Source organism: Streptomyces sp. NBC_01481 (assembly GCF_026339995.1).
In the GTDB taxonomy this organism is placed as follows: Bacteria; Actinomycetota; Actinomycetes; order Streptomycetales; family Streptomycetaceae; genus Streptomyces.
Map to the genome: position 1 here is coordinate 614,177 of NZ_JAPEPT010000002.1, position 23,859 is coordinate 638,035.

Here is a 23,859-nt window from a genome sequence, read left to right on the forward strand (position 1 = left end):
AGGGCCTGCGCAGAGCCGCCGGCGTCGCCCTCGCCGGCGGCCTGCTGTTGGCGGCCTCGCCCCTGGCCACTACCGCCCAGGCAGCGGTGCCGATCCCGACCATCAGCGCCAAGGGCGGCTTCCTGCTGGACCAGGCGGACGGCAAGCCGGTCTACGGCAAGGCCAACAACACCCGCCGCCAGATCGCGAGCACGACGAAGCTGGTGACGGCCATCACGGTCCTCACCACGCCCGGCGTGGACCTCACCAAGAAGGTCACCGTCAAGCAGGCGTACCGGGACTACGTCGTCCGGCAGGGCGCGAGCACCGCGGACCTGCGCACCGGTGACAAGCTGACCGTCCGTCAGCTGCTGTCCGCCATGATGCTGCCGTCCGGCTGCGACGCCGCGTACGCCCTCGCCGACGCCTACGGCACCGGGACGACGACCGCCGCGCGCACGTCTTCGTTCATCGGCAAGATGAACGCCAAGGCCAAGCAGCTCGGCCTGGTGAACACGCACTTCGACTCGTTCGACGGAATCTCCGCGGCGGGCGCCAACTACTCCACCCCGTGGGACCTGGCGAAGCTCGCCCGCCACGCGATGAGCAGCGCGACCTTCCGCGATGTCGTCAAGGCCACGTCGTACAAGACCGTCGCGACGACGAGCACCGGCGCCACCCGCACGTACACCTGGTACAACACCAACGCGCTCCTCGGCTCGTACAGCGGGGCCATCGGCGTGAAGACCGGCACCGGCACGGCTGCCGGCCCCTGCCTCGTCTTCGCCGCCACCCGCGGCACGAAGACCTACGTCGGCGTCGTCCTCGCCAGCTCCAGCGTCACCGAGCGCACCAAGGACGCGGCGAAGCTGCTGGACTTCGGATTCGGCTCCACCACCGCCCAGACGATGACGGTTCGAACGCTCCCGGCCGGCACGCAGCGCGACTGACGCACCGCTGAAAACACGAGGTCCCGTGACGCATCGCGTCACGGGACCTCGGTGTTCCGGGCCGTCAGGCCCAGGTGATCAGCCGCTTGGGCTGCTCCAGGATCGCCGCGACGTCCGCGAGCACCTTGGAGCCCAGTTCCCCGTCGACCAGCCGGTGGTCGAAGGAGAGCGCGAGCGTGGTGACCTGCCTCGGCTTGACCTTGCCCTTGTGGACCCAGGGCTGGAGCTTGATCGCGCCGACCGCGAGGATCGCGGACTCACCCGGGTTCAGGATCGGCGTACCGGTGTCGACGCCGAAGACGCCCACGTTGGTGATCGTGACCGTGCCGCCCTGCATGGCCGCGGGAGTGGTCTTGCCCTCGCGGGCGGTGGAGACCAGCTCACCGAGCGCCTGCGCCAGTTCGGGCAGGGTCTTGTCGTGCGCGTCCTTGATGTTCGGCACGATCAGACCGCGCGGCGTGGCCGCGGCGATGCCCAGGTTGACGTAGTGCTTCTGCACGATCTCCTGGGCGGCCTCGTCCCAGGCCGCGTTGACGGCGGGGTTGCGCTTGATCGCGACCAGCAGCGCCTTGGCGATCAGCAGCAGCGGATTGACCCGCAGCCCCGACATGTCCTTGTCGGCCTTGAGCTCGTCGACGAGCTTCATCGTCCGTGTCACGTCGAGCGTGATGAACTCCGTGACGTGCGGCGCGGTGAAGGCGCTGCCGACCATCGCCGCCGCGGTGGCCTTGCGTACTCCCTTGATGGGGATACGGGTCTCCCGGGCGCCCGCCACGACAGGCGCGGGCCCGGGCTGCGCGGCGAGCGCGGGCTCGGCCCGGACGGGTGCCGGAGCCGGGGCGGCCGCCGCGTGGACGTCCTCCCGCGTGATGACTCCGTCGGGCCCGGTCGGGGTGACCGTCGCCAGATCGATGCCCAGGTCCTTGGCGAGCTTGCGGACCGGGGGCTTGGCGAGCGGGCGGGCCTGGCCGACGACGCCGTGGCCGTTCATCTCGGCCTGGATCGCGGCGGCCGCCGCGGCCTGCTCCGGGACGGCGGACGTGCCCTTGCGGGCGCGGCGCTTGGTGGAGGTCTCGGCGACGCCGTAGCCGACGAGGACGGGCGTGCGGCCCTTCGGCTCGGCCTCTTCGGCCGGCGCCTCGGCAGGCGTCTCGACGACGGGAGCGGCAGCGGCCGGGGCCGCGTCACCGCTGCCCGGCGCCACGTCGATCGTGATGATCGAGGTGCCGACGTCGACGGTCGTGCCCTCCTCGAAGCGGAGCTCGTGCACCACGCCGTCGTACGGGATCGGCAGCTCGACGGCCGCCTTTGCCGTCTCGACCTCGCAGACGACCTGGCCGTCCGTCACCGTGTCTCCGGGCTGGACGTACCACTTGAGGATCTCGGCCTCGGTGAGTCCCTCGCCCACATCGGGCATCTTGAACTCTCGGAAGCGGAGCGAAGTGTCTTGAGTCATGGTCACGGCACTCCTCAGTACGCGAGCGAGCGGTCGACGGCGTCCAGCACCCGGTCAAGTCCCGGAAGGTACTCCTCCTCGAGCCGTGCCGGCGGGTAGGGGGCGTGGAAGCCTCCGACCCTCAGCACCGGGGCCTCCAGGTGGTAGAAGCACCGCTCTGTGATGCGAGCGGCGATCTCCGCGCCGGAGCCGTAGAAGACCGGGGCCTCGTGGACGACGACGAGCCTGCCCGTCTTCTCCACGGAGGTCTGGATGGTGTCGAAGTCGATCGGGGACATCGAGCGCAGGTCGATGACCTCCACCGACTTGCCCTCGTCGGCGGCCGCGGCCGCCGCTTCCAGGCAGACCTTCACCATCGGACCGTACGCCACGAGCGTGAGATCCGAGCCCGCCTTGACGACGCGGCCCTTGTGCAGCGGGCCAGGGATGGCCTCGGTGTCGACCTCGCTCTTGTCCCAGTAGCGCCGCTTCGGCTCGAAGAAGATGACCGGGTCGTCGCTCTGGATCGCCTGCTGGAGCATCCAGTACGCGTCGGAGGAGTTGGACGGCGAGATGACCTTGAGGCCCGCGACATGCGCGAACAGGGCCTCGGGGGACTCACTGTGGTGCTCGACCGCGCCGATGCCGCCGCCGTAGGGGATGCGGATGACGACCGGCAGCTTGATCTTGCCGAGCGCGCGGGCGTGCATCTTCGCGAGCTGCGTGACGATCTGGTCGTACGCGGGGAAGACGAAGCCGTCGAACTGGATCTCCACGACGGGCCGGTAGCCGCGCAGCGCGAGACCGATCGCCGTGCCGACGATGCCGGACTCGGCGAGCGGGGTGTCGATGACCCGGTCCTCGCCGAAGTCCTTCTGCAGTCCGTCGGTCACCCGGAAGACGCCGCCGAGCTTGCCGACGTCCTCACCCATGATCAGGACCTTGGGGTCGGTGTCGAGTGCCTTGCGCAGCGACTCGTTGAGCGCCTTGGCGAGGGGAAGCTTCTGTACGGCCATGATTAGTTGCCCTCCTCGGCGAAGGACGCCTGGTACGCGAGGAACTGGGCGCGCTCCTCGTCGACGAGGGCGTGCCCGTCGGCGTAGACATTCTCGAAGATCGCCAGATGGTCCGGGTCGGGCATGGCCCGCACCGCCTCACGCACCCGCTTGCCGAGCGTCTCGCTCTCCTCCTCCAGGGAGATGAAGAACGCCTCGTCGGCGTGTCCGGCGTTCTCCAGATACGTACGCAGCCGCAGGATCGGGTCCTTGGCCTCCCAGGCCTGGCGCTCCTCGTCCGCACGGTACTTCGTCGGGTCGTCCGAGGTGGTGTGCGCGCCCATCCGGTAGGTGAACGCCTCGACCAGGGTCGGGCCCTCGCCGCGGCGGGCACGCTCCAGCGCGGAGCGGGTCACGGCCAGGCAGGCGAGGACGTCGTTGCCGTCGACGCGGACGCCGGGGAAGCCGTAGCCCTGGGCGCGCTGGTAGAGCGGCACACGGGTCTGCTTCTCGGTCGGCTCGGAGATCGCCCACTGGTTGTTCTGGCAGAAGAAGACGACCGGGGCGTTGTAGACCGCGGAGAACGTGAACGATTCCGCGACGTCGCCCTGGCTGGACGCGCCGTCACCGAAGTACGCGATCACGGCGGAGTCGGCGCCGTCCTTGGCCACGCCCATGGCGTAGCCGGTGGCGTGCAGCGTCTGCGAGCCGATGACGATCGTGTACAGGTGGAAGTTGTTGGTGGTGGGGTCCCAGCCGCCGTGGTTCACACCGCGGAACATGCCCAGCAGATTGGTCGGGTCGACCCCGCGGCACCAGGCGACGCCGTGCTCGCGATAGGTCGGGAAGACATAGTCGTCGTCGCGCAGCGCCCGGCCGGAGCCGATCTGTGCGGCCTCCTGGCCCAGCAGCGACGCCCACAGACCGAGCTCGCCCTGCCGCTGAAGAGCGGTGGCCTCGGCGTCGAAACGCCGCGTCAGGACCATGTCCCGGTACAGCCCGCGCAGCTCGTCCGGGGTCAGGTCGATCTCGTAGTCCGGGTGCTCGACGCGCTCACCCTCGGGCGTCAGCAGCTGTACGAGCTGGGGCTCAGAACTCTGCGGCTTCTTCGCGGCGCTCACGCGCTTGCTGCTGCGTCGCGGTTTGCGCGCGGCAGTGCTCTCCACGGTCACGTGCGTGCTCCTCCGTCGGTCCGGCCCCCGGGGTTGCCGGTGTGGCCAGTGCGGCTCGCCTATTTCCGTACCCGTGCACGGGGTGGGTGCCGCTCGGCCGGGAATCAGGCGTGACAGGTGCCCCGGCGAGCGCCTGCCAAAGGCACGTTACCCAGTGGGTCGCACTACTGCGAAACCCCACTTGACCTGCGATTTTGCTTGGATTTCCAAGTAAATCGAGAAATGCGGGAACAACCACTGGTCACAGCCTTGCAGGCCGCCGGAACACCGGCACGTTATCCCGGGCACCCCGGGCACGGGAAGAGTAGATGTGTGACACCCCTTTCGTACGCGAAGAGGTAAAAATCATCGTATTCCAAGGCAATGAGCTGCTGGCGGCGCACGGGACGTGGCACCTGGCGCCCGCCGTACACGGCCGGCGCCAAGGGCCACCGACACCCTCCGGTCAGGGGGTCACCCGTTCGGGTTCCTATACACCGAGCCACGGTTGTCCACCGCACAGATGCTGGATTATCCCGAAGAGCATCCCGCCGGCCACGCTGCGTGATCTAACATCTGGCGAGTGCCGCGCTCATCTGCAACTGCCCCACCCGTCGGTGTCCTGCTGCGCCGTTACGAGAACCCGGGCGAACCACTCTCCTGCGAGCCCGTCACACAGGGGCTCCTCAACCGCGGCTACCGGCTCGCCACCACCCGTGGCGCGTACTTCCTCAAGCACCATCTCGACGGCGACCACGAGGCCATCGCCCGCCAGCACCGGGCCACCCAGCGGCTGCAGGAGCTCGGCGTCCCGGTCGCCCCGCCCGTCGAGGACGCGCACGGCGACACGGTCGCGGTGATCGGCGGACGGTGCTACGCCCTGCACCCCTGGATCGAGGGGCGGCACCGCGACGGCGCGCAGCTGACGACACCCCAGTCCCGGCGGCTCGGCTCCCTCCTCGGTCTCGTCCACACCTGTCTGGAGCGGGTCATGGAGGTGGACGCCACCCACCGCGGCCGGCACGAGAGCGCCGACCCCGAGGAGACCTTCGCCCTCATCGACGAACTGCTGGCCCTCGCGCGCGCCGCCCGCCCCCGGGACGCCTTCGACAATCTGGCCGAGCGCAGGCTCCTCGAACGGCGCGCGCTGCTGGAACGCCATGCCGACCGCAGACCGCCTCCGGCCTCCCCGGGCTGCTGGGTGCACGGCGACTTCCACCCGCTGAATCTGCTCTACCGGGGCGCGGAACCGGCCGCGATCGTCGACTGGGACCGGCTGGGGGTGCACCCGCGCGCGGAGGAGGCGGTGCGGGCGGCGGCGATCTTCTTCGTCCAGCCGGCCGGTGAGCTGGAGCTGGGGAAGGTACGTGCGTACGCGCGCGCCTACCGCCGGGCGGCCGGCGCGGACGCAGCGGAACTGGCGGCGGCGGTGCACCGGGTGTGGTGGGAGCGGCTCAACGACTTCTGGATACTGCGCTGGCGCTACCAATTGCACGACCGAAGGGCCGACCCGCAGTTTCCTGCGGCGTCGGCCCTGGCGGTGTGGTGGACGAGGGAGTACGAGGCGGTACGGGACGCCTTCGCCGGCTGAGACCCCGCGAACGAAGCCCCCTGAGTGTCCGTCAGCCGGAGCCCGGGTCGGCCGGGTTCCCCGTCTGACCGTCCGTCGGATCCGCAGTCGTCGGCTGATCCGTCGGATCCGTCGGCTGATCCGTCGGATCCGTCGGCTGGTCCGTCGGATCGGCCGTCGTCGGCTCCTGCGAAGGCGTCTGCGGATCGCTGGGCGTGACCGACGGCGTGTACGAGGGCGTCCACGACGGCTGCTGCTCGTCGCCCGTCGGGTCGGTCTCCTCGCTCTGCTCGGTGTCCTCCTCCGTCGGCGTCGGCGTGGTGTCCGGCGTCGACGGGGTCTCGGAGACCGTCGTGGTGGGCTTCTGGTCCGTGCCGTTGCCGTTCGCCTTGTTCAGCGCGAACGCGACACCACCGGCGATCGCCAGCACGGCGAGCACCGCGAGAAGCCACATCTTGCCCCGGCCGCCGCGGCGGTCCCGGCCGTCCCCACCGCCGTCGTACCCGCCGTCGTTCGGGTTCATCGGAGGCAGGATCGGGCTCTGCGAGGTCTCGCCGTGCACCAGGTGGTGCACCGCGGTCGGCGCGGTCGTCCCCATCGCCGGCGTGAATCCGCCCTCGTGCAGGTCGACGGGTCCGGTGTTCCAGGTACCGGTGTGGCTGCCCTGCTGATGAAGCATCTGCAGCCCGTACTGCACCAGGCCGCGCATCTCTTCCGCGCTCTGGAACCGGTCGTCCGGGTCCTTCGCCAGCGAGCGCATCACCAGTCCGTCGAGCTCCGGCGGCACCGCGTCCGAGACCTCGGACGGCGGCGACGGGATGTCCTGGACGTGCTGGTAGACCACCGACAGCGGCGTCTCACCGGTGAACGGGGGCCGCAGGGCGAGGAGTTCGTAGAGCAGACAGCCCGTCGCATACAGATCGGACCGGTGGTCGACGGCCTTGCCCAGCGCCTGCTCGGGGGAGAGGTACTGCGGCGTGCCCATGACCATGCCGGTCTGGGTCATCGTCGACTGCGCGCCGTGCAGAGCGCGCGCGATACCGAAGTCCATCACCTTCACCGCACCGGAGTGGGTGATGATGACGTTCGCGGGCTTGATGTCGCGGTGCACGATGCCGTGCTGGTGGGAGTACGCGAGCGCCTCCAGCACACCGGAGACGATGATCAGCGCCTGCTCGGGCGGCGGGGCCTCCGCGTTGAGCAGCAAGTCGCGGATGGTGCGCCCTTCGACGAGCTCCATCACGATGTACGGGACGGTCTGCTTGCCGACCACGTCCTCGCCGGAGTCGTACACCGCCACCACCGCATGGTGGTTGAGGCCGGCGACCGACTGCGCCTCGCGCGTGAAGCGGGCCTTGGAGACCGGGTCCTCGGCGAGATCGGAACGGAGCAGCTTGACGGCGACCGTGCGGCCGAGCCGTACGTCCTCCGCCGCGAACACCTCGGCCATGCCGCCGCGTCCGAGCGGGTGCGTCAGGCGGTAGCGGCCGTCGCCGACCAGTCCGCCGACGCCCCAGTTGTCCGCCGCACCCGGCACTCCGCCGCCGCCTGCTTCGGGTTCGGGTGCCATCAGTCCTCGCCGTCGTATCTGTCCGCGTGCACTGTGTGTACTGTGCGTGCGGGTGTTCTTAAGTCCTCAGGGGTCCTCTGCCACGTCACGCTACAGCCTTCGCGGGGCGCGCCGGTTCGAGAGGGACCGGCCATCCAACCGCTGCCGCCGCTGCCGCGCAAATTCCATGCGGTTCCTGTAACGCTTCCGAGTCTCTTCTTGTGCGTACGGTCACGGAACGGGCACCCGGCTTGACGTGTCTGTGCCCTCGGGCAGACTTGGCCCGTACATACGGATCACGGGAATGCGGATCGCAGGCATCGCAGGCATCGCGGGCATTTGTGGGCAACGCGGGCATCGCGGCCTTCGCGCCGAGGGGGAAGCAGAGCATGAGCCACGACGGCGCACAGGGCCGCTATGCGGGAGGTTCGGTCGCCGGCGGGCGCTATCAGCTCCGCGACCTGCTCGGCGAGGGCGGCATGGCCTCCGTATATCTCGCGTACGACTCGGCGCTCGACCGCCAGGTCGCCATCAAGACGCTGCACACCGAGCTCGGACGCGAGCAGTCCTTCCGTGAGCGCTTCCGGCGCGAGGCGCAGGCCGTCGCCAAGCTGTCGCACACCAACATCGTCTCGGTCTTCGACACCGGCGAGGACGAACTCGACGGTTCGCTGATGCCGTACATCGTCATGGAGTACGTCGAGGGCCAGCCGCTCGGATCCGTACTGCAGGCGGACATCGCGCAGTACGGCGCGATGCCCGCCGACAAGGCGCTGAAGGTGACGGCCGATGTGCTGGCCGCGCTGGAGACCAGCCACGAGATGGGCCTGGTCCACCGGGACATCAAGCCCGGCAACGTGATGATGACCAAGCGCAATGTCGTGAAGGTCATGGACTTCGGAATCGCGCGCGCCATGCAGTCGGGCGTCACCTCCATGACCCAGACCGGCATGGTGGTCGGTACGCCGCAGTATCTGTCGCCCGAACAGGCGCTGGGCCGCGGTGTGGACGCGCGGTCCGACCTCTACTCCGTCGGCATCATGCTGTTCCAGCTGCTGACCGGCCGGCTGCCGTTCGACGCGGACTCGCCGCTGGCGATCGCGTACGCGCATGTGCAGGAGGAGCCGGTCGCTCCGTCCACGATCAACCGCTCCGTCACCCCCGCGATGGACGCGCTGGTCGCTCGGGCACTGAAGAAGAACCCGAACGAGCGTTTCCCCAGCGCCGCCGCGATGCGCGACGAATGCGCGCGGGTGGCGAGCGCCGGTCGGACGGGCGCGCCGGTGATCATCGGCGGCGCTCCGACGACGAGTGGCGCGGGGGTGGGTTCGGCGGTCTTCCCGCCGCTGGACCAGTCGACTCCGGCGCCGCAGAGCGTGCAGACGCCCTACCAGCCGGGCCCGTACGGCCCGCCGACTCCGGCACCCGCGCCGGCTCCGGCGCCGCACTACGGGTACCCGCACACGCCGGCCCCGGTACCGGCATACCAGGCGCCCGCTCAGGGGGTCTCGACGCCGCCTCCGTACTCCATCTCTCCGCAGACAGCGGTCCCGGGAGGCAGCGGGGGCAACCGAGGTGGCAAGCGGAACATGCCGGTCGTCGTGGGCGCCATCGTGGTGTCCCTGCTGGCGGTCGGCGGCCTGATCACGGCGATCGCGCTGAACAACGGCGACCCGGGCGACGACAACGTCGGCGGGGACCCGAGTGCGAGCGAGTCGGCGAATGCGGACGGGGCTCTGGCGCCGGACCGGACCCGGACGATCGACAAGACGAAGTGCTCGGACGCCATGGAGGACGGCACCGACCCGTCGAAGGTCCAGGCCCCTCAGCTTCTCTACAAGGACGTCCTCTCGGTGAAGGACTGTCTGCGGGCGGCCGGCTGGACCTGGAAGGTGGTCGAGGAGGACAACCCTCAGTACCCCAAGGACGCGGTGATCTCGCAGTACCCGAGCTCGGGCGAGGCCGTGGTGCCGAAGAGCCAGGAGTTCGAACTCACGATCTCCACGGGCAAGGCCGGCTGACCCGGACCTCAGCGCTCCACATCGCTTCACATCGCTCGACGGGAACGGCCCGGCGCGCACCATGCGTGCCGGGCCGTTCTCCTGGTGCCGTCGCGATTTCTCTCAAGATTCCCCAAGATTCCCCCGTGCGCCCGCCCGGGATGCCGGAATTGCCATGGTATGTGACGCTGAGTCCGATATCTCGGCGACTCGGCACGGGAGGGGGTCACCCGGTGACTCCAGCGCTCCGCACACACCACTGTGCGATCACAGTCGCCTCGCTCCTCCTGCTGGCCACGCCCGTCGCGTACGCCGAGGAGTCCGAGGCTCCCGAGCTGACTCCGGCGGCGGCCACGCCCGCCGTCTCCTCTTCTCTCGCGGGCCGCCCGGCCGGTGAGGGGCGCCCGCGGCCGGGACGTACTCCCGAGAAGCACAGGACTCACGCGTCGCAGGACCGGGACGAGCCCGGGGAGGCGGATCGCGAGGACCGGCCGGGCCGTAGGCCGTCCGAATCACCTTCCCCTTCGGTTTCCGCGTCACAATCCGCTTCGGCCGCCCCGTCCCGTACGCGCCCGTCCCAGCGGAAGCCCCCTCCCGCGGAGGACGAGGAACTCACGACGGGCGAGCAGGAGGAAGCCGAGGCCTCTGCGTCGCCCGCGCCGATCCCCAGTGCGCCCGCGGCCGCACGTCAGCAGGCACCTCAGGCCCTCCCCCAGCCCGTCGCTCAGCAGATTTCCCCGATGTCGCTGGGGATCGGAATGGCCCTCATGGGGCTCGGAATCGGCTTCCTCGGGGTGCGGCTGCGGCGTCGTTGAACGCGCCGTCCTCCTTAAGACGGATGCACAGGCTCCGCCTATCGATGGGTTGCCGTCGGCGGCATACTCGGTATACATACTGAGTATGTCCATCCGCCACGGGCTTCTCGCCCTCCTTGAGCACGGCCCTCGCTACGGCTCTCAGCTCCGTACGGAGTTCGAATCCCGCACCGGTGCCACCTGGCCGCTGAACGTCGGTCAGGTCTATACGACCCTCAGCCGCCTGGAGCGCGACGGCATGGTCGCCCAGAGCGGCGAGGACGGCGCCGGCCATGCGCTCTACGTCATCACCGAGGCCGGGCACACCGAGCTGAGGAACTGGTTCGCCACGCCCGTGGACCGCAGCAGCCCGCCCCGCGACGAACTCGCCATCAAGCTCGCCATGGCCGTGGGCGCGCCCGGCGTGGACATCCGCAATGTCATCCAGTCCCAGCGCCACCACACCGTGAAGGCGATGCAGGACTACACCCGGCTCAAGGCGCAGGCACTGGCCGCGATCGAGAGCGGGGGCTCGGCCGAGCGCGACGACGTGGCCTGGCTCCTCGTGCTCGAGCAGCTGATCTTCCAGACCGAGGCCGAGGCCCGCTGGCTCGACCACTGCGAGGTCCGTCTCATCAGGCTCTCCGCGACAGCGAATCGGGGAGCCGAACGCCCGACGGCCGCTTCTCTGATCGGGTCTCCCGCGCAGCCCGCCTCGTCGTCGGCGCAGGGGCGGTCCGCGGCACCGGCGCCGGGGCGCCCCGCGCCGCCGACCTAGCGTCCTGCCTCTTTCAGCCTCTTCGCTTCTCGACTTCTTCGTACATCCGCTCGTTCGTTCGCCGTCCGTCCAAGGGGGACCCCTTCATGTCCGACCGCACGTCACAGCAGTCACAACAGCCCGTCCTGCAACTCCAGCAACTGACCCGAGTCCACGGCAGCGGCGCCACCGAGGTGCATGCCCTGCGCGGCATCAACCTCGATGTCTTCCCCGGCGAACTCGTCGCCGTCATGGGCCCGTCGGGCTCCGGCAAGTCCACGCTGCTGACCATCGCGGGCGGCCTCGACACCCCCACCTCGGGCCGGGTGATCGTCGAGAACACCGACATCACCACCGCCCACCGCAAGACGCTCGCCGCCCTGCGCCGCCGCAGCATCGGCTATGTCTTCCAGGACTACAACCTCATCCCGGCGCTCACCGCCGCCGAGAACGTCTCCCTGCCGCGCGAGCTGGATGGCATCTCCGCACGCAAGGCCCGTACCGAGGCCGTCGCCGCGCTGGAGGAGATGGACCTCGGTCATCTCGCCGACCGCTTCCCCGACGAGATGTCGGGCGGCCAGCAGCAGCGCGTGGCCATCGCCCGTGCCCTGGTCGGCGAGCGGCGGCTCGTCCTCGCCGACGAGCCGACCGGCGCCCTGGACTCAGAGACCGGCGAGTCCGTGCTCGCCCTGCTGCGCGCCCGCTGCGACGGCGGAGCGGCCGGCGTTCTCGTCACCCACGAGCCACGCTTCGCCGCCTGGGCGGACCGAGTGGTCTTCCTGCGTGACGGCGCGGTCGTCGACCAGACCATCCGCAGCCAGGCCGACTCGCTGCTCTCGGGCCAGGCGGCGGAACTGTGAACAGTTGGTACCACTCCTGGCGGGCCGCGATCCGCATAGCCCGCCGCGACGCCTTGCGCTCCAAGGGACGCAGCTTCCTCGTCCTCGCGATGATCGCCCTCCCGATCCTCGGCGTGAGCGCCGCGGATCTGACCCTGCGCAGCGCCGAGTTGTCGACCGAGCAGAGCCTTGAGCGCAAGCTGGGCGCCGCCGACGCCCGGCTGGCCGACCCCGGTCTGGGCGGCGTACCCATCAAGCAGACGCCCGACGCCGGCAGCTACGCGCCGGTGGGGGACTTCGACGGAAAGCCGTGGCCCGAGGGCAAGACGGACATCAGCAAGGCGCTGCCGCCGGGTACCAAGACCCTTACGGACTCGCTGGGTTCGGGCAAGCTGCGCACCACGCACGGTCTGTTGAACACCGAGATCCGTGAGCTGAAGGCCTCGGACCCGATGGCCAAGGGGATCATGGTCGTCGACCAAGGCCGCCTGCCCCAGAAGTCCGACGAAGTCGCCGCGACCACGCACTTTCTGGAGTCCAGCGGTCTGAAGGTGGGCTCCAAGCTCACGGCCCGCGGGCTGGACCGCGAGTACACGATCGTCGGCTCGTACGAACTCCCCGACGCGCTGAAGACCGACCAGGTCAACGCGCTGCCGGGCGCGCTTCTCGCGCCGCTCGACAAGGCCCTCGACAGGGCCGAGCTGCCCGGCACCGAGACCAGCACCACGCATCTGGTGAGTGTCTCCGGTGGTTTCACGTGGAACATGGTCAAAGCGACCAACGCCAAGGGTGTGACGGTCAATTCGCGCGCCGTGGCCCTCGATCCGCCCGCCAGGGCCGACGTTCCGATCTACCAGGAAGAGGGCTGGGGCACCTTCGAGGACAGCGCGGCCGCCAATGCAGCCGAGTTCGCCGCGGTCGCCACCGTCGTCGGCCTTGCCATGCTGGAGATCTGCCTGCTGGCCGGGCCCGCCTTCGCGGTCGGCGCCCGCCGCTCGCGCCGCCAGCTCGGTCTGGTCGGCGCCAACGGAGGAGACCGCCGCCATATCCGTGCCATCGTCCTCGCCGGTGGCCTGGTGATCGGCTTCGCCGCGGCCGTGGTCGGCACGGTCCTCGGTCTGCTGCTCACCTTCGCGTTGCAGCCGGTCCTCGAGGACTACATGGGCGCTCGCTTCGGAAGCTTCGACGTACGGCCGCTCGAACTGCTCGGCATCGGTCTGCTGGCTGTGTTCACGGGCCTGATGGCCGCGATCGTCCCGGCGGTCACCTCGTCCCGTCAGTCCGTGCTGGCCTCGCTCACCGGCCGTCGTGGCGTACGCAAGAGCAACCGGGTGCTGCCGGTGATCGGCCTGATCGCGGTCCTGCTGGGCGCGGCGATCGCGCTCTACGGCTCGCTGATGACGGACCAGCCCATCGTCGTCGCCGGAGGCAGCGCCATCGCCGAGCTGGGCGTGGTCGCGCTGACCCCCGCGCTGGTGGGCCTGTTCGGCCGGACCGGGCGCATCCTGCCGCTCTCGCCGCGCCTCGCGCTGCGTGACGCGGTACGCAACCGGGGCCGCACGGCTCCCGCGGTGGCCGCAGTACTGGCCGCCGTCGCGGGCACGGTGGCCGTGGCGACGTACACCGCGAGCAACGAGGCGCAGGGCAAGGCCGATTACGAGGCACGGCTGCCGCACGGCGCGGTCTCCGTGATGCTCGACGAGGCCGGCGGCAGGGATGTCCCCGCGTTGCGCGCCACCGTCCAGAAGCTGCTGCCCATCGATGTGCGGGCCGATGTGGACCGGATCTCGGTCGGCAAAGCCTCCTGCCCGATGTACAGCGTCAACGAGGGCTGCGGCCGCTACGAGGTCGTCGTGCCCAAGGCCAACCAGTGCCCGCTGTGGATGACCGACCCTGCCCACCCGGACGAGGACCCCACGGAGAAGTTCAGCAAGGAGCAGCGCCGCAAACTCGCAAAGGACTGGCGCTGCAAGGAACTCTCGGGCTCCGCCTATGTCGACGCGGGTGTGGTGGTTGGTGACGCGAAGCTGCTGAACGTGCTCGAGATCAACGACGCGGCGGCGGAGAAGGCGCTGGCGGACGGGCAGATCGTCTCGTTCGACAAGCGCAATCTCGACGCCAAGGGCAAGATCAACATCCGCCTGATCACCGACCCGAAGAAGGCCGACGAGGCCATGGAGAAGGGCAAGGAGGCGCCGGGCGAGATCAAGTCGTTCACCGCGCACCAGGTCTCCGGAACCGCCAATTCGTACGGCGTCGCCATGATCGTGCCGCCTGCGGCGGCCAAGGCCGCGGGTGTGACCACGGTGCCGTTCGGGGCGTACTACTCGACCGACAAGATGCCGAGCAGCGCGCAGCGCCAGCGTCTGGACGGCGAGCTCGACAAGACCGGCTCGGACATCAATCTCGATGTCGAGGATGGCTACACCAGCGAGAACAGCATCATCCTGCTGTCGCTGACCGTCTTCGCCGGGCTCATCACCATCGGCGCTGCGGGTATCGCCACAGGCCTCGCCCAGGCCGATGCGGAAGCCGACCTGAAGACCCTGGCCGCGGTCGGCGCCCCGCCGCGGGTGCGCAGGACACTCAGCGGGTTCCAGTGCGGGGTGGTGGCCGCGATGGGTGTGCTCCTCGGCTCGGCGGCGGGTGTTCTCCCGGCGGTCGGGCTTCGGCTCACCGAGAGGCGCGATCAGATCAAGTTCCACGAGCAGGCGCTCGACCAGGGCTTCGCCTCGGCAGACTCGGTGCCGTACGTGCCGATCATCGTGCCCTGGGAAACCCTGGCCGCGCTGCTCGTCGCGGTCCCGGTCGGCGCGGCGCTCCTGGCGGCACTGGTGACCCGCTCCCGCGGTGCGCTCTCCCGCCGAGAGGCGACCTGACGGTCGCATCCGGCCATGTCCAGCGGTTTTGTGCCCCCGTACGAGGGTGGATCACCCTCGTACGGGGGCACACCGTGTGGTGACGCACATGTGCGAGAGAATGGCGGCATGGAGATGCCGAGGAATGAACGGTCGCAGGAGAGCCCCCATGTCCTTGTCGTGGGACAGGACGGAATGGCACTCGGCGGCAGTCACAGTGACGACGAGTCGCGCGAGGTCCCGGTGACGGAAATGGTCGAGCAGCCTGCCAAGGTCATGCGGATCGGCAGCATGATCAAGCAGCTGCTGGAGGAAGTCAGAGCAGCACCTCTGGACGAGGCGAGCCGGGTCCGGCTCAAGGAGATCCACGCCAGCTCCGTCAAGGAACTGGAGGACGGCCTCGCCCCCGAACTGGTCGAGGAACTCGAACGCCTCTCGCTCCCCTTCACGGACGAGGCAATCCCCTCGGAGGCCGAACTGCGCATCGCGCAGGCCCAGTTGGTGGGCTGGCTGGAGGGCCTCTTCCACGGCATCCAGACGGCGCTGTTCGCCCAGCAGATGGCGGCTCGCGCCCAGCTGGAACAGATGCGCCGAGCGCTCCCGCCGGGAGCGAGCCACGAGGACGACGAGGACGGCCAGCACGGCGCGATCCGCTCGGGCCCGTACCTGTAACTCGACCTCGCGAATCCTCGCGCGACACAACGGCGGACCGGGGCACGAACACCTCGGCCCGCCGGTCTTTTTGCCCGCGGCTTGCCGGTGGGCGGGGAGATCTTGCTCCGCGCGGCGGCGGTTGCGACGAAGCCGCGATGCGACAGCGTACGGGCCTCGCCGCGCAGGAACCGTGCGCGGCGAGGCCCGCACACCGCGGGGCGACCGGGTACGCAGTACCCCAGCTCCCACGCGTGGCCCCGGCGGAGCCGACAAGCGGCGCGTCGGCACGCAGCGCCCCGCCGGCAGATCAGCCCGTGCGGCGAAGCCCGCACACAAAGCGGGTGGAGGGGGTACGCGGTACCCCCGTCTCAAGGGCGGGCGGGCGACGCCCGCGAGCTGGAGCCCGGCCCCGGGAAGCCGGTGGGAGCACCTCCCCGGACACGGCATCCCGTGCGGCCGGTTCTCAAGGGCGGGCGCCCGGGGTACCCCGGGCGATCCGACCCTTCGTGCGGCGAGCCCCGGCACGCGCCCCGGGCTGGTGCGGCGCGGGAACCGCCCCCGCGGCGTGGACCCGTACCCCCACCGCCTTCACTCACCCGCAGGCGACACCAACAGCACCTTCCCCACATTCGCCCCGGACTCCAGCACCCGGTGCCCCTCCGCCGCGTCCGCCAAAGCCACCCTCCGGTCCACCACCGCCCGCACCCGGCCCGCTTCAATCAGTGGCCACACGTGCTCCCGTACCGCCGCCACAATCGACGCCTTCTCGCCCAGCGGCCGGCCCCGCAGCGACGTCGCCGTCACCGCCGCCCGCTTGCCCAGCAATGTCGCCAGGTTCAGTTCGCCCTTGACGCCGCCCTGCAGACCGATCACGGCAAGGCGCCCGTTGACGGCCAGCGCCCGCACATTCCGGTCCAGATACTTCGCGCCGACGATGTCGAGGATGACGTCAGCCCCCGCCCCCTCCGTCGCCTTCCGCAGCTCCTCCACGAAGTCCTGCTCGCGGTAGTCGATGAGGATGTCCGCGCCCAGTTCCGCGCAGCGGGCCAGCTTCTCAGGCCCGCCCGCCGTCACGGCGACCCGCGCCCCCACCGCCTTGGCGAGCTGGATCGCCATCGTGCCGATCCCGCTCGCTCCGCCGTGCACCAGCAGCGTTTCTCCGGGCCGCAGGTGCGCGATCATGAACACGTTGGACCACACCGTCGAGGTCACCTCGGGCAGCGCCGCCGCCGTGACCAGGTCCATCCCCTGCGGCACCGGCAGCAACTGCCCCATCGGCACGGCGGCCTTCTCCGCGTATCCGCCGCCGGCCAGCAGCGCGCACACCTCATCGCCCACGGCCCACCCCGAGACCCCGGGGCCCAGCGCGGCAATGCGCCCCGAGCATTCGAGACCGGGATACGGGGACGCGCCGGGCGGCGGGTCGTAGAAGCCCTGCCGCTGCAGCAGATCCGCACGGTTGACGGCGCTGGCCACGACGTCGACGAGGACCTCGCCCTCGCCGGGTACGGGATCGGGCACCTCTGCCCAGACAAGCGCCTCGGGACCACCAGGTTCGGGAATCGTGATCGCATGCATGGGCGCGAGGCTACTCCGCGACTTGGCCGTTCAAGCCATGGCGTCCCGGCCGGGACGTTTCACGTGAAACACCCTCCGTCGGCAATCGACGGCGCCCAGGAGGTCCACGGCAGGTCGAGAACATCCAGCTCATCACCGGCCCGAGCCCCGCCCGGCGGCACGACGGCCAGCCCGTCGGCCGCGGCGATCCCGCGCAGCATGGCGGGCCCGTTGTAGTGCAGCGGCACCAGCCGGTCGGCGCGGTGGACGATGGGCACAAGGCGGGTGTCGTACGGGTGCCCATGCACCTCGTCACGTAGCGGCGCGCGATACGGAACGGGCGCCGGCCGCCCCGCAAGTCCGCTCAACAGCGGCTCTGCGAGTGTCAGCAGCCCGGACACGGCAGCCAGGGGATTGCCGGGCAGCCCCACCAGGTGCCTGGACGGCAGTTCGCCGTGCGGCGCGAGCCGGGCCAGCAGCATCGGATGGCCGGGGCGCACGGCCACCCCGTCCACCAGCAGCTCGGCGCCCGCCTTCCGCAGGACCGGGTGGACATGGTCGACGGGACCCGCGGCCGTGCCCCCGGTGGTGACGATGAGATCGGCGTCGGAGGTCGTGACAGCGCGGTGCAGGGCTTCGGCGTCGTCACCGAGGCGCCGGGTCGCGACGACATCGACGCCGAGGGCACCCAGCCAGGGCCCGATCATCGGCCCGAGGGCGTCGCGGATGAGGCCCTGGTGGGGGAGTCCGGCGTTGAGCAATTCATCGCCGAGTACCAACACTTCAACGCGCGGCCGCGCAACCGCGACCAGCTCGTCGTAACCGGCGGCCGCGGCGAGACCCAGCACGGCAGGGGTCACCAGGGAGGCGGCGGGCAGGAGGTGGTCGCCGGACCGGCATTCCTGTCCTCGCGGCCGGATGTCCTGTCCCTGGACCACCTCGCGCTCGGCATACAGCTGGCCCTCGTCCGCGTCGGTGCGGGCGTGCTCGCTCCGGATCACCGCGGTGGCCTCGGGCGGGATACGCGCGCCCGTGGCGATGCGTACCGCTGCACCGTCGGGGAGTGGCGGGGTTTCGCCGTGCCCGGCGAGAATCGAGCCGCCGCTGCGAATGGTCCAGGGCCCGGGACCGGCGACGGCCCAGCCGTCCATGGCGGAGGTGTCGAAGGAGGGCAGATCGCAGAGCGCGGTGAGCGGCTCGGCCAGCACCTGGCCGAGAGCCTGATCGAGCCGGACCCGCCGGGTGCGGGGCTGCGCCGCGCGCCCGATACGCGCGGCGAGAGCCCGGGCGTCGGGCCACGAAGTCGCGCGGTGCCGGTCCGCGGCCGCCTCGCCCGTCGGTGCGGAGAAGGCGTCGGAGCCGTGAGCCGAACCGGGGGCGTCCTCGTGCCGCGTCTGGCGGGCGACGAGCGCGAGGGCTTCCTCGACGCCGTCGGATTCGGCCTCCTGGTCCCGACCGTTCATCCGGCGTCGCCCTTGTCCGGCTCGGCAGACCCTGAAGCCTGGGCGGGACCGGCTCCCGGGGCTCCCTGTTCGGCCTCCTCCGCCCAGCGCGCGGCGAGCGCGGCCGCCTTGCGGGCGGCTTCGGCGACCGCCGCCGGGCCGCCGCTTCCTGCTTGGGCCGCCGCGTAGCCCACCAAGAACGTGGTGAGCGGTGCGGCGGGGCGGGCGACGCCGTGCGCGGCATCCCGCGCGAGGTCGAGCAGGACGCCGGTGTCGACGTCGAGTTCGATGCCGAGTTCGTCCTTGACTGCGGTGATCCATTCGTCCAGCACGTTCCCATGGTCCCTGATGCGGGCCCGAGCGGCGGAGATGTCCTCCCAGGTGTCGCAGTCGAAGGAGGCGAGCGGCTCCGCGTCGATCCGAGCGAGATCCAGCTCCTGGGTCAGCAGACGCAAGGGCAGCCCGGTCAGACTGCCGTACTCGGTGGCGAGAAGGGCGAGTTCACGGCGCAGCGGTTCGGTGCGGTACGCGGCGACGAGGGGCTGGTCGCGTCCGCCCGCATCGGTGAGCAGCGCCGCCTCGCGCCCGCTCGTGCCCAGGGTGCCGATCAGCTGCCGTACGGTCCGCTCCCCCAGGAACGGCAGATCGGCCGAGAGGACCAGGACGGCTCCTGCCTCGACCTGCCGCACCCCGGCGTCGAGCGCGGCGAGCGGCCCGCCGCCGGGGGGCTCTTCGCGGGCCCACACCACGGGGCGCGCCGTGGCCCGGCGCCCCCCGACCACGACGGTGCGCCCCGCGTCACGGCACACCCCGAGCACCCGGTCGAGCAGGGCCCGACCGCCCACTCTCACCGCAGGCTTGTCGGCCCCGCCCAGCCGCTTCGCGGCACCCCCGGCGAGCACGATGGCGTCATAGGCGGTCATGCCTGAAGTATGGGCCGCGATCGTCTGGGCGGGCAGCCCCGAGTGATCTCTCCTGTTTTCTGGGGCGTGCCCAGGACCGACGTACGGCTGTCGCTACAGGCTGCGCAGCAGCACCGACGGGTGCTCGACGCAGTCGGCGACATAGCGCAGGAAGCCGCCTGCGGTGCCGCCGTCACACACCCGGTGGTCGAAGGTGAACGAGAGCTGCACGACCTGGCGTACGGCCAGCTCGCCCTGGTGCACCCACGGCTTCGGCACGATCCGGCCCACCCCGAGCATCGCCGCCTCCGGGTGGTTGATGATCGGCGTGGAGCCGTCGACACCGAACACCCCGTAGTTGTTCAGGGTGAACGTCCCGCCCGTCAGATCGGCCGGAGTCAGCGTCCCCTGCCGCGCCGCCTCCGTCAGCCGCGCGAACTCAGCGCTCAGCGACTCGGCCGAGCGGCTGTGCGCATTCCGTACGACCGGAACGACCAGGCCACGCTCGGTCTGCGCCGCGAAGCCCAGATGCACTTCGGGAAGCCGCACGATCTCCCTGGCATCCATGTCCACCGTGGAGTTGAGCTCCGGGTGGCGGGCGAGCGCGGCCGTACAGATCCGGGCGAGCAGCGCCAGCAGCGAGATCTTCGGACCGCCCGCCGCGTTCATCGAGGCCCGCGCGGCCATCAGCTCGGTCGCGTCCGCATCGACCCAGCACGTGGCGTCCGGTATTTCGCGCCGGCTGCGGGACAGCTTGTCGGCCACGGCTCCGCGTACGCCGCGCAGCGGAATCCGCTCGCCGCGCGTCACGGCGGAGGCGGGGGCTGCGGCGACAGGGGCGGGCGCGGCCGGTGCCTCTGCGGCCCGCATCGCGTACTCGACGTCGGCGCGCAGGATCAGGCCGTCAGGCCCGGAACCGGCCAACGCGCGCAGATCGACGCCATGTTCACGGGCAAGACGGCGGACGAGCGGCGAGATGACGGGCACAGGCCCGCTCGGCACGGCCTCATCGACCGCCACCGCACCGACCGGCCGGCGCTCGGGCGCCGGAGCAGCGGCAGGAGCCGGAGCGGACGTGGGAGCGGGCGCGGGAGCCGGCGCCGTCGGCACGGACGCGAGGGGCCCGGCAGGCCGTATCCGCCGGCGACGGGCCGCGGGCGCACCCGTCCCGTAGCCGACGAGCACATTGCCCGAAGACTCCTCCGCGGCTCCGGCAGAACCGGCGGCCTCAGCGGTACGGGACGAGCCGGAGGAGCCGTTACCGCCGACCCCGCTCAGGTCCGCCGCCCCCACCGCAACCGTCAACAGCGGTGCCCCGACGGGAAGTTCCGTGCCCTCCTCGCCGAAACGCGCGGTCACCACGCCCCCGTAGGGACACGGCACCTCCACCATCGCCTTGGCCGTCTCGACCTCGACGACCGGCTGGTCGATCGCGACAACGTCGCCCACCGCCACCAGCCAGCGCACGATCTCCGCCTCGGTCAGGCCCTCACCGAGGTCCGGAAGCTTGAATTCGAGCACCTGAGCCATCAGCTCCCCGCCTCCCACTGCAGCCGCGCCACCGCGTCCAGAACCCGGTCCACTCCCGGCAGATGGTGCCGCTCCAGCATCGGCGGCGGATACGGAATGTCGAAACCGGCCACGCGCAGCACCGGAGCCTCCAGATGGTGGAAGCAGCGCTCCGTCACCCGCGCGGCGATCTCTCCTCCAGGGCCGCCGAAACCGGTGGACTCATGGACGACGACCGCCCGTCCCGTGCGCCGCACGGACGCGCAGACAGTCTCGTCGTCGAAGGGCACCAGCGAGCGCAGATCGACGACTTCCAGGTCCCAGTCCTCGGTCGCGGCTGCTTCGGCAGCCTCCATACAGACCGGCACGGAGGGCCCGTACGTGATCAGCGTGGCGCTGCGCCCCGGCCGGCGCACCACGGCGCGTCCTATCGGCTCCACCGCGGACGGCGCTTCGGGCGACCACTGGGCCTTCGACCAGTACAGCCGCTTGGGCTCCAGGAAGACCACCGGGTCGTCGGAGGCGATCGCGGCCCTCAGCAGCCCGTACGCATCGTCGACGGTCGCGGGCGTGACGACGTGGAGTCCCGGAGTCGCCATGTAGTAGGCCTCGGACGAGTCACTGTGGTGCTCGACGCCGCCGATTCCGCCGCCGTACGGCACGCGCACGGTGATCGGCAGCGGCATCCCGCCCCGGGTCCGGTTCCGCATCCGCGCGACATGGCTGATCAGCTGCTCGAACGCCGGGTAGGCGAAGGCGTCGAACTGCATCTCGACCACCGGCCGCAGCCCGTACATCGCCATGCCGACGGCCGTGCCGAGGATGCCCGCCTCGGCGAGCGGTGTGTCCGTACAGCGGTCCTCGCCGAACTCCTTGGCCAGCCCGTCCGTGACCCGGAAGACTCCGCCGAGCGTGCCGACGTCCTCCCCCATCACATGGACGGTCGGGTCCTCGGCCATCGCGTCCCGCATCGCCCGCTGAAGGGCCTGCGCCATCGAGGCCGGCTTCACCGCTGCCGTGGTCATCGCGCTTCTCCCTCGGCGTCGAGCTCGGCCCGCAGCTGCGCGGCCTGCTCCCGCAGCTGGCTGGTCTGCTCGGCGTAGACATGCGCGAAGAGGTCCATGGGGTCGAGCACCGGGTCGGCGTTCATCCCCTCGCGCAGCTGAGCGGCCATCGTCTCGGCGGCGTCGGCAGCCGCCCGTATGCCGTCCTCGTCAAGCAGTCCTCGCTCGGTCAACTCCCGCTCCAGCAGCCGGATCGGATCGTGCGCACGCCAGGCCTCGACCTCGCTCTCGACCCGGTAGCGGGTCGCGTCGTCGGCGTTCGTGTGGGCGTCCATGCGGTACGTCACGGCCTCGATCAGCGTCGGACCGCCGCCGCGCCGGGCCCTGGCCACGGCATCGGCGAGCACCTCGTGCACCGCGGCCGCGTCGTTGCCGTCGACGAGTCGGCCGGGCATTCCGTATCCCACGGCCTTGTGGGCGAGCGAGGGCGCGGCCGTCTGCTTGGCCAGCGGTACCGAGATCGCGAAGCCGTTGTTCTGGACCAGGAAGACGACCGGGGCCTGCCACACGGCGGCGAAGTTCAGTGCCTCGTGGAAGTCGCCCTCGCTGGTGCCGCCGTCGCCGACCATGGCGAGCGCGACGACGTCGTCGCCCTTGAGCCTGGCGGCGTGCGCCAGTCCCACCGCATGCGGCAGCTGGGTGGCGAGCGGGGTGCACAGGGGCGCTATGCGGTGCTCGTGCGGGTCGTATCCGGTGTGCCAGTCACCGCGCAGCAGCGTCAGTGCCTGTACGGGGTCGAGCCCGCGTGCCACGGCCGCGAGGGTGTCGCGGTAGCTGGGGAAGAGCCAGTCCCGCTCCTCGAGCGCCAGCGCCGCCGCCACCTCGCACGCCTCCTGCCCGGTGCTCGACGGGTAGACGGCAAGCCGGCCCTGCTTGGTCAGGGCGGTCGCCTGGGCGTTGTACCTGCGGCCGCGCACCAGCTCCGCGTACAGCCGCAGCAGCAGCTCGGGGTCGGCACCGGCGGCGGCGTCCGTGCCGAGCACGCGGTACGGCTCCGGGTCCGGGAGCAGGGGTGCGGGGTCGGTACGGGGCTTCCACGCCGGCGGCGGGGTGGGCCGGTAGGCGGCAGCGCCACCGGGCAGCTCCTGGACCGTCATGCTGCTCTTCCTCAAGGCGAGCACCTCCTCACGGGAGCGACGACGAAGCGGCACGACAGTGTGGCCCGCCTCCCTACCGATTGTTCGGTCGTGGACGCATTTTGGCTACAGGCACCTTCAGCCTGTGGACAAACGGTTCTCCACAGCCTGAGATGGAGACAGGTCGTCCATGCTGAGAAGGCGGGGGGATATGGCAGCTGAACAAATGGCCGAGGGCGGGGACCGGACGGAGCAGACCACTCCGGCGCGGCCCCTCGACCCCATCGACCGGGACATCCTTCGGATCCTCCAGACCGACGGCCGCGCCTCGATACGCTCCGTGGCCGAGCGTGTGCATGTCTCGCGCGCCAACGCGTACGCACGTATCAACAGGCTCATCGACGACGGCGTGATACGCGGCTTCAGCGCCCGGGTGAACCACGAGCGCGCAGGTCAGGGTGCCTCCGCCTACATCACGCTCAAGATCGTGCAGAACACCTGGCGCACGGTGCGCGAGCAGCTGCAGGCGCTGCCCGGAGCCGCCCACATCGCTCTGGTCAGCGGCGATTTCGACGTACTGCTCCTTGTCCACACCCCGGACAACCGCACGCTGCGCGAGCTCGTCCTGACCCGGCTCCAGTCCATCCCGGAAGTGCTGTCCACGCGCACCCTGCTGGTCTTCGAGGAGACGGATCTCGACCCGGGGCCCGGTTCAGGCGCGCCACCGGACGTGGAACCGCTGCAGTAGACCCGGCCCTGTCGTGCAGCTCCGGAGGCC

19 protein-coding genes are annotated in these 23,859 nt (G+C 70.7%); 9 read left to right on the plus strand and 10 right to left on the minus strand.

The features are described 5' to 3' along the window. The first annotated feature begins 5 nt into the window (after positions 1 to 5). Entirely contained in the window at positions 6 to 929 is a 924-nt protein-coding gene (locus tag OOK40_RS13350; RefSeq protein ID WP_266481646.1) for a D-alanyl-D-alanine carboxypeptidase family protein, read from the plus strand. Positions 930 to 993: 64 nt separating this feature from the next. On the opposite strand, the gene OOK40_RS13355 is transcribed toward OOK40_RS13350, so the two are convergent. The 3 genes from OOK40_RS13355 to pdhA (OOK40_RS13365) are packed head-to-tail and all read right to left on the minus strand — an operon-like array spanning position 994 to position 4,531. Continuing rightward, positions 994 to 2,385, minus strand: coding sequence for a dihydrolipoamide acetyltransferase family protein (locus OOK40_RS13355; RefSeq protein WP_266480304.1), 1,392 nt, complete (start codon positions 2,383 to 2,385; stop codon positions 994 to 996). A 14-nt stretch (positions 2,386 to 2,399) separates the two neighbouring features. Further along, positions 2,400 to 3,380: an alpha-ketoacid dehydrogenase subunit beta gene (locus OOK40_RS13360; protein WP_266480306.1), complete on the minus strand. Its 981-nt coding sequence runs from the start codon at positions 3,378 to 3,380 to the stop codon at positions 2,400 to 2,402. A gap of 2 nt (positions 3,381 to 3,382) precedes the next feature. Beyond that, positions 3,383 to 4,531: a pyruvate dehydrogenase (acetyl-transferring) E1 component subunit alpha gene (gene pdhA / locus OOK40_RS13365; RefSeq protein ID WP_266480308.1), complete on the minus strand. Its 1,149-nt coding sequence runs from the start codon at positions 4,529 to 4,531 to the stop codon at positions 3,383 to 3,385. A 562-nt stretch (positions 4,532 to 5,093) separates the two neighbouring features. Between pdhA (OOK40_RS13365) and OOK40_RS13370 the strand changes: the two genes are divergently transcribed. After that, positions 5,094 to 6,101, plus strand: coding sequence for a phosphotransferase (locus OOK40_RS13370; RefSeq protein WP_266480311.1), 1,008 nt, complete (start codon positions 5,094 to 5,096; stop codon positions 6,099 to 6,101). Positions 6,102 to 6,132: 31 nt separating this feature from the next. Here the strand turns inward: OOK40_RS13370 and OOK40_RS13375 are convergent, their stop codons facing one another. Further along, the gene (locus OOK40_RS13375) at positions 6,133 to 7,650 is read right to left on the minus strand and encodes a protein kinase (RefSeq protein WP_266480315.1); all 1,518 of its coding nucleotides are present in this window, start codon (positions 7,648 to 7,650) and stop codon (positions 6,133 to 6,135) included. A 368-nt stretch (positions 7,651 to 8,018) separates the two neighbouring features. Between OOK40_RS13375 and OOK40_RS13380 the strand changes: the two genes are divergently transcribed. From OOK40_RS13380 to OOK40_RS13405, 6 genes are all read left to right on the plus strand, one after another. Then, positions 8,019 to 9,650, plus strand: a complete 1,632-nt coding sequence (locus tag OOK40_RS13380; RefSeq protein WP_266480318.1) for a protein kinase — start codon at positions 8,019 to 8,021, stop codon at positions 9,648 to 9,650. A 212-nt stretch (positions 9,651 to 9,862) separates the two neighbouring features. Further along, positions 9,863 to 10,444, plus strand: a complete 582-nt coding sequence (locus OOK40_RS13385; RefSeq protein WP_266480320.1) for a hypothetical protein — start codon at positions 9,863 to 9,865, stop codon at positions 10,442 to 10,444. An 85-nt stretch (positions 10,445 to 10,529) separates the two neighbouring features. Next, on the plus strand, positions 10,530 to 11,201 hold the full coding sequence (locus tag OOK40_RS13390) for a PadR family transcriptional regulator (RefSeq protein WP_266480321.1): 672 nt from the start codon (positions 10,530 to 10,532) through the stop codon (positions 11,199 to 11,201). An 86-nt stretch (positions 11,202 to 11,287) separates the two neighbouring features. Further along, positions 11,288 to 12,040 carry an ABC transporter ATP-binding protein gene (locus OOK40_RS13395; protein ID WP_266480324.1) on the plus strand — a complete coding sequence of 251 codons (753 nt, stop codon included), beginning with the start codon at positions 11,288 to 11,290 and terminating at the stop codon, positions 12,038 to 12,040. After that, complete coding sequence (locus OOK40_RS13400) at positions 12,037 to 14,898, plus strand: ABC transporter permease (protein ID WP_266480326.1); 2,862 nt, start codon at positions 12,037 to 12,039, stop codon at positions 14,896 to 14,898. Before OOK40_RS13395 ends, OOK40_RS13400 begins: the two co-directional genes overlap by 4 nt. A gap of 108 nt (positions 14,899 to 15,006) precedes the next feature. Then, positions 15,007 to 15,549, plus strand: coding sequence for a bacterial proteasome activator family protein (locus tag OOK40_RS13405; RefSeq protein ID WP_323136057.1), 543 nt, complete (start codon positions 15,007 to 15,009; stop codon positions 15,547 to 15,549). 570 nt (positions 15,550 to 16,119) lie between these two features. Here OOK40_RS13405 and OOK40_RS13410 read toward each other — a convergent pair. The 6 genes from OOK40_RS13410 to pdhA (OOK40_RS13435) form a co-directional block, all read right to left on the minus strand. Then, positions 16,120 to 17,109: an NAD(P)H-quinone oxidoreductase gene (locus tag OOK40_RS13410; RefSeq protein ID WP_266480328.1), complete on the minus strand. Its 990-nt coding sequence runs from the start codon at positions 17,107 to 17,109 to the stop codon at positions 16,120 to 16,122. A gap of 59 nt (positions 17,110 to 17,168) precedes the next feature. After that, complete coding sequence (locus tag OOK40_RS13415) at positions 17,169 to 18,551, minus strand: molybdopterin molybdotransferase MoeA (protein ID WP_266480330.1); 1,383 nt, start codon at positions 18,549 to 18,551, stop codon at positions 17,169 to 17,171. Next, positions 18,548 to 19,453 (minus strand): NTP transferase domain-containing protein, encoded by a 906-nt coding sequence (locus tag OOK40_RS13420; RefSeq protein ID WP_266480333.1) that lies wholly within the window; start codon positions 19,451 to 19,453, stop codon positions 18,548 to 18,550. The genes OOK40_RS13415 and OOK40_RS13420 overlap by 4 nt, the downstream gene beginning before the upstream one ends. Before the next feature lie 93 nt (positions 19,454 to 19,546). Further along, complete coding sequence (locus tag OOK40_RS13425) at positions 19,547 to 20,962, minus strand: dihydrolipoamide acetyltransferase family protein (RefSeq protein ID WP_266480335.1); 1,416 nt, start codon at positions 20,960 to 20,962, stop codon at positions 19,547 to 19,549. Further along, positions 20,962 to 21,966, minus strand: a complete 1,005-nt coding sequence (locus OOK40_RS13430; protein ID WP_266480338.1) for an alpha-ketoacid dehydrogenase subunit beta — start codon at positions 21,964 to 21,966, stop codon at positions 20,962 to 20,964. The genes OOK40_RS13425 and OOK40_RS13430 overlap by 1 nt, the downstream gene beginning before the upstream one ends. Then, the gene (pdhA, locus tag OOK40_RS13435) at positions 21,963 to 23,102 is read right to left on the minus strand and encodes a pyruvate dehydrogenase (acetyl-transferring) E1 component subunit alpha (RefSeq protein ID WP_266480341.1); all 1,140 of its coding nucleotides are present in this window, start codon (positions 23,100 to 23,102) and stop codon (positions 21,963 to 21,965) included. The genes OOK40_RS13430 and pdhA (OOK40_RS13435) overlap by 4 nt, the downstream gene beginning before the upstream one ends. A gap of 205 nt (positions 23,103 to 23,307) precedes the next feature. On the opposite strand from pdhA (OOK40_RS13435), the gene OOK40_RS13440 reads away from it, so the two are divergent. Then, positions 23,308 to 23,829, plus strand: a complete 522-nt coding sequence (locus OOK40_RS13440) for an Lrp/AsnC family transcriptional regulator (protein WP_266481651.1) — start codon at positions 23,308 to 23,310, stop codon at positions 23,827 to 23,829. The last annotated feature ends 30 nt before the right edge of the window (positions 23,830 to 23,859 follow it).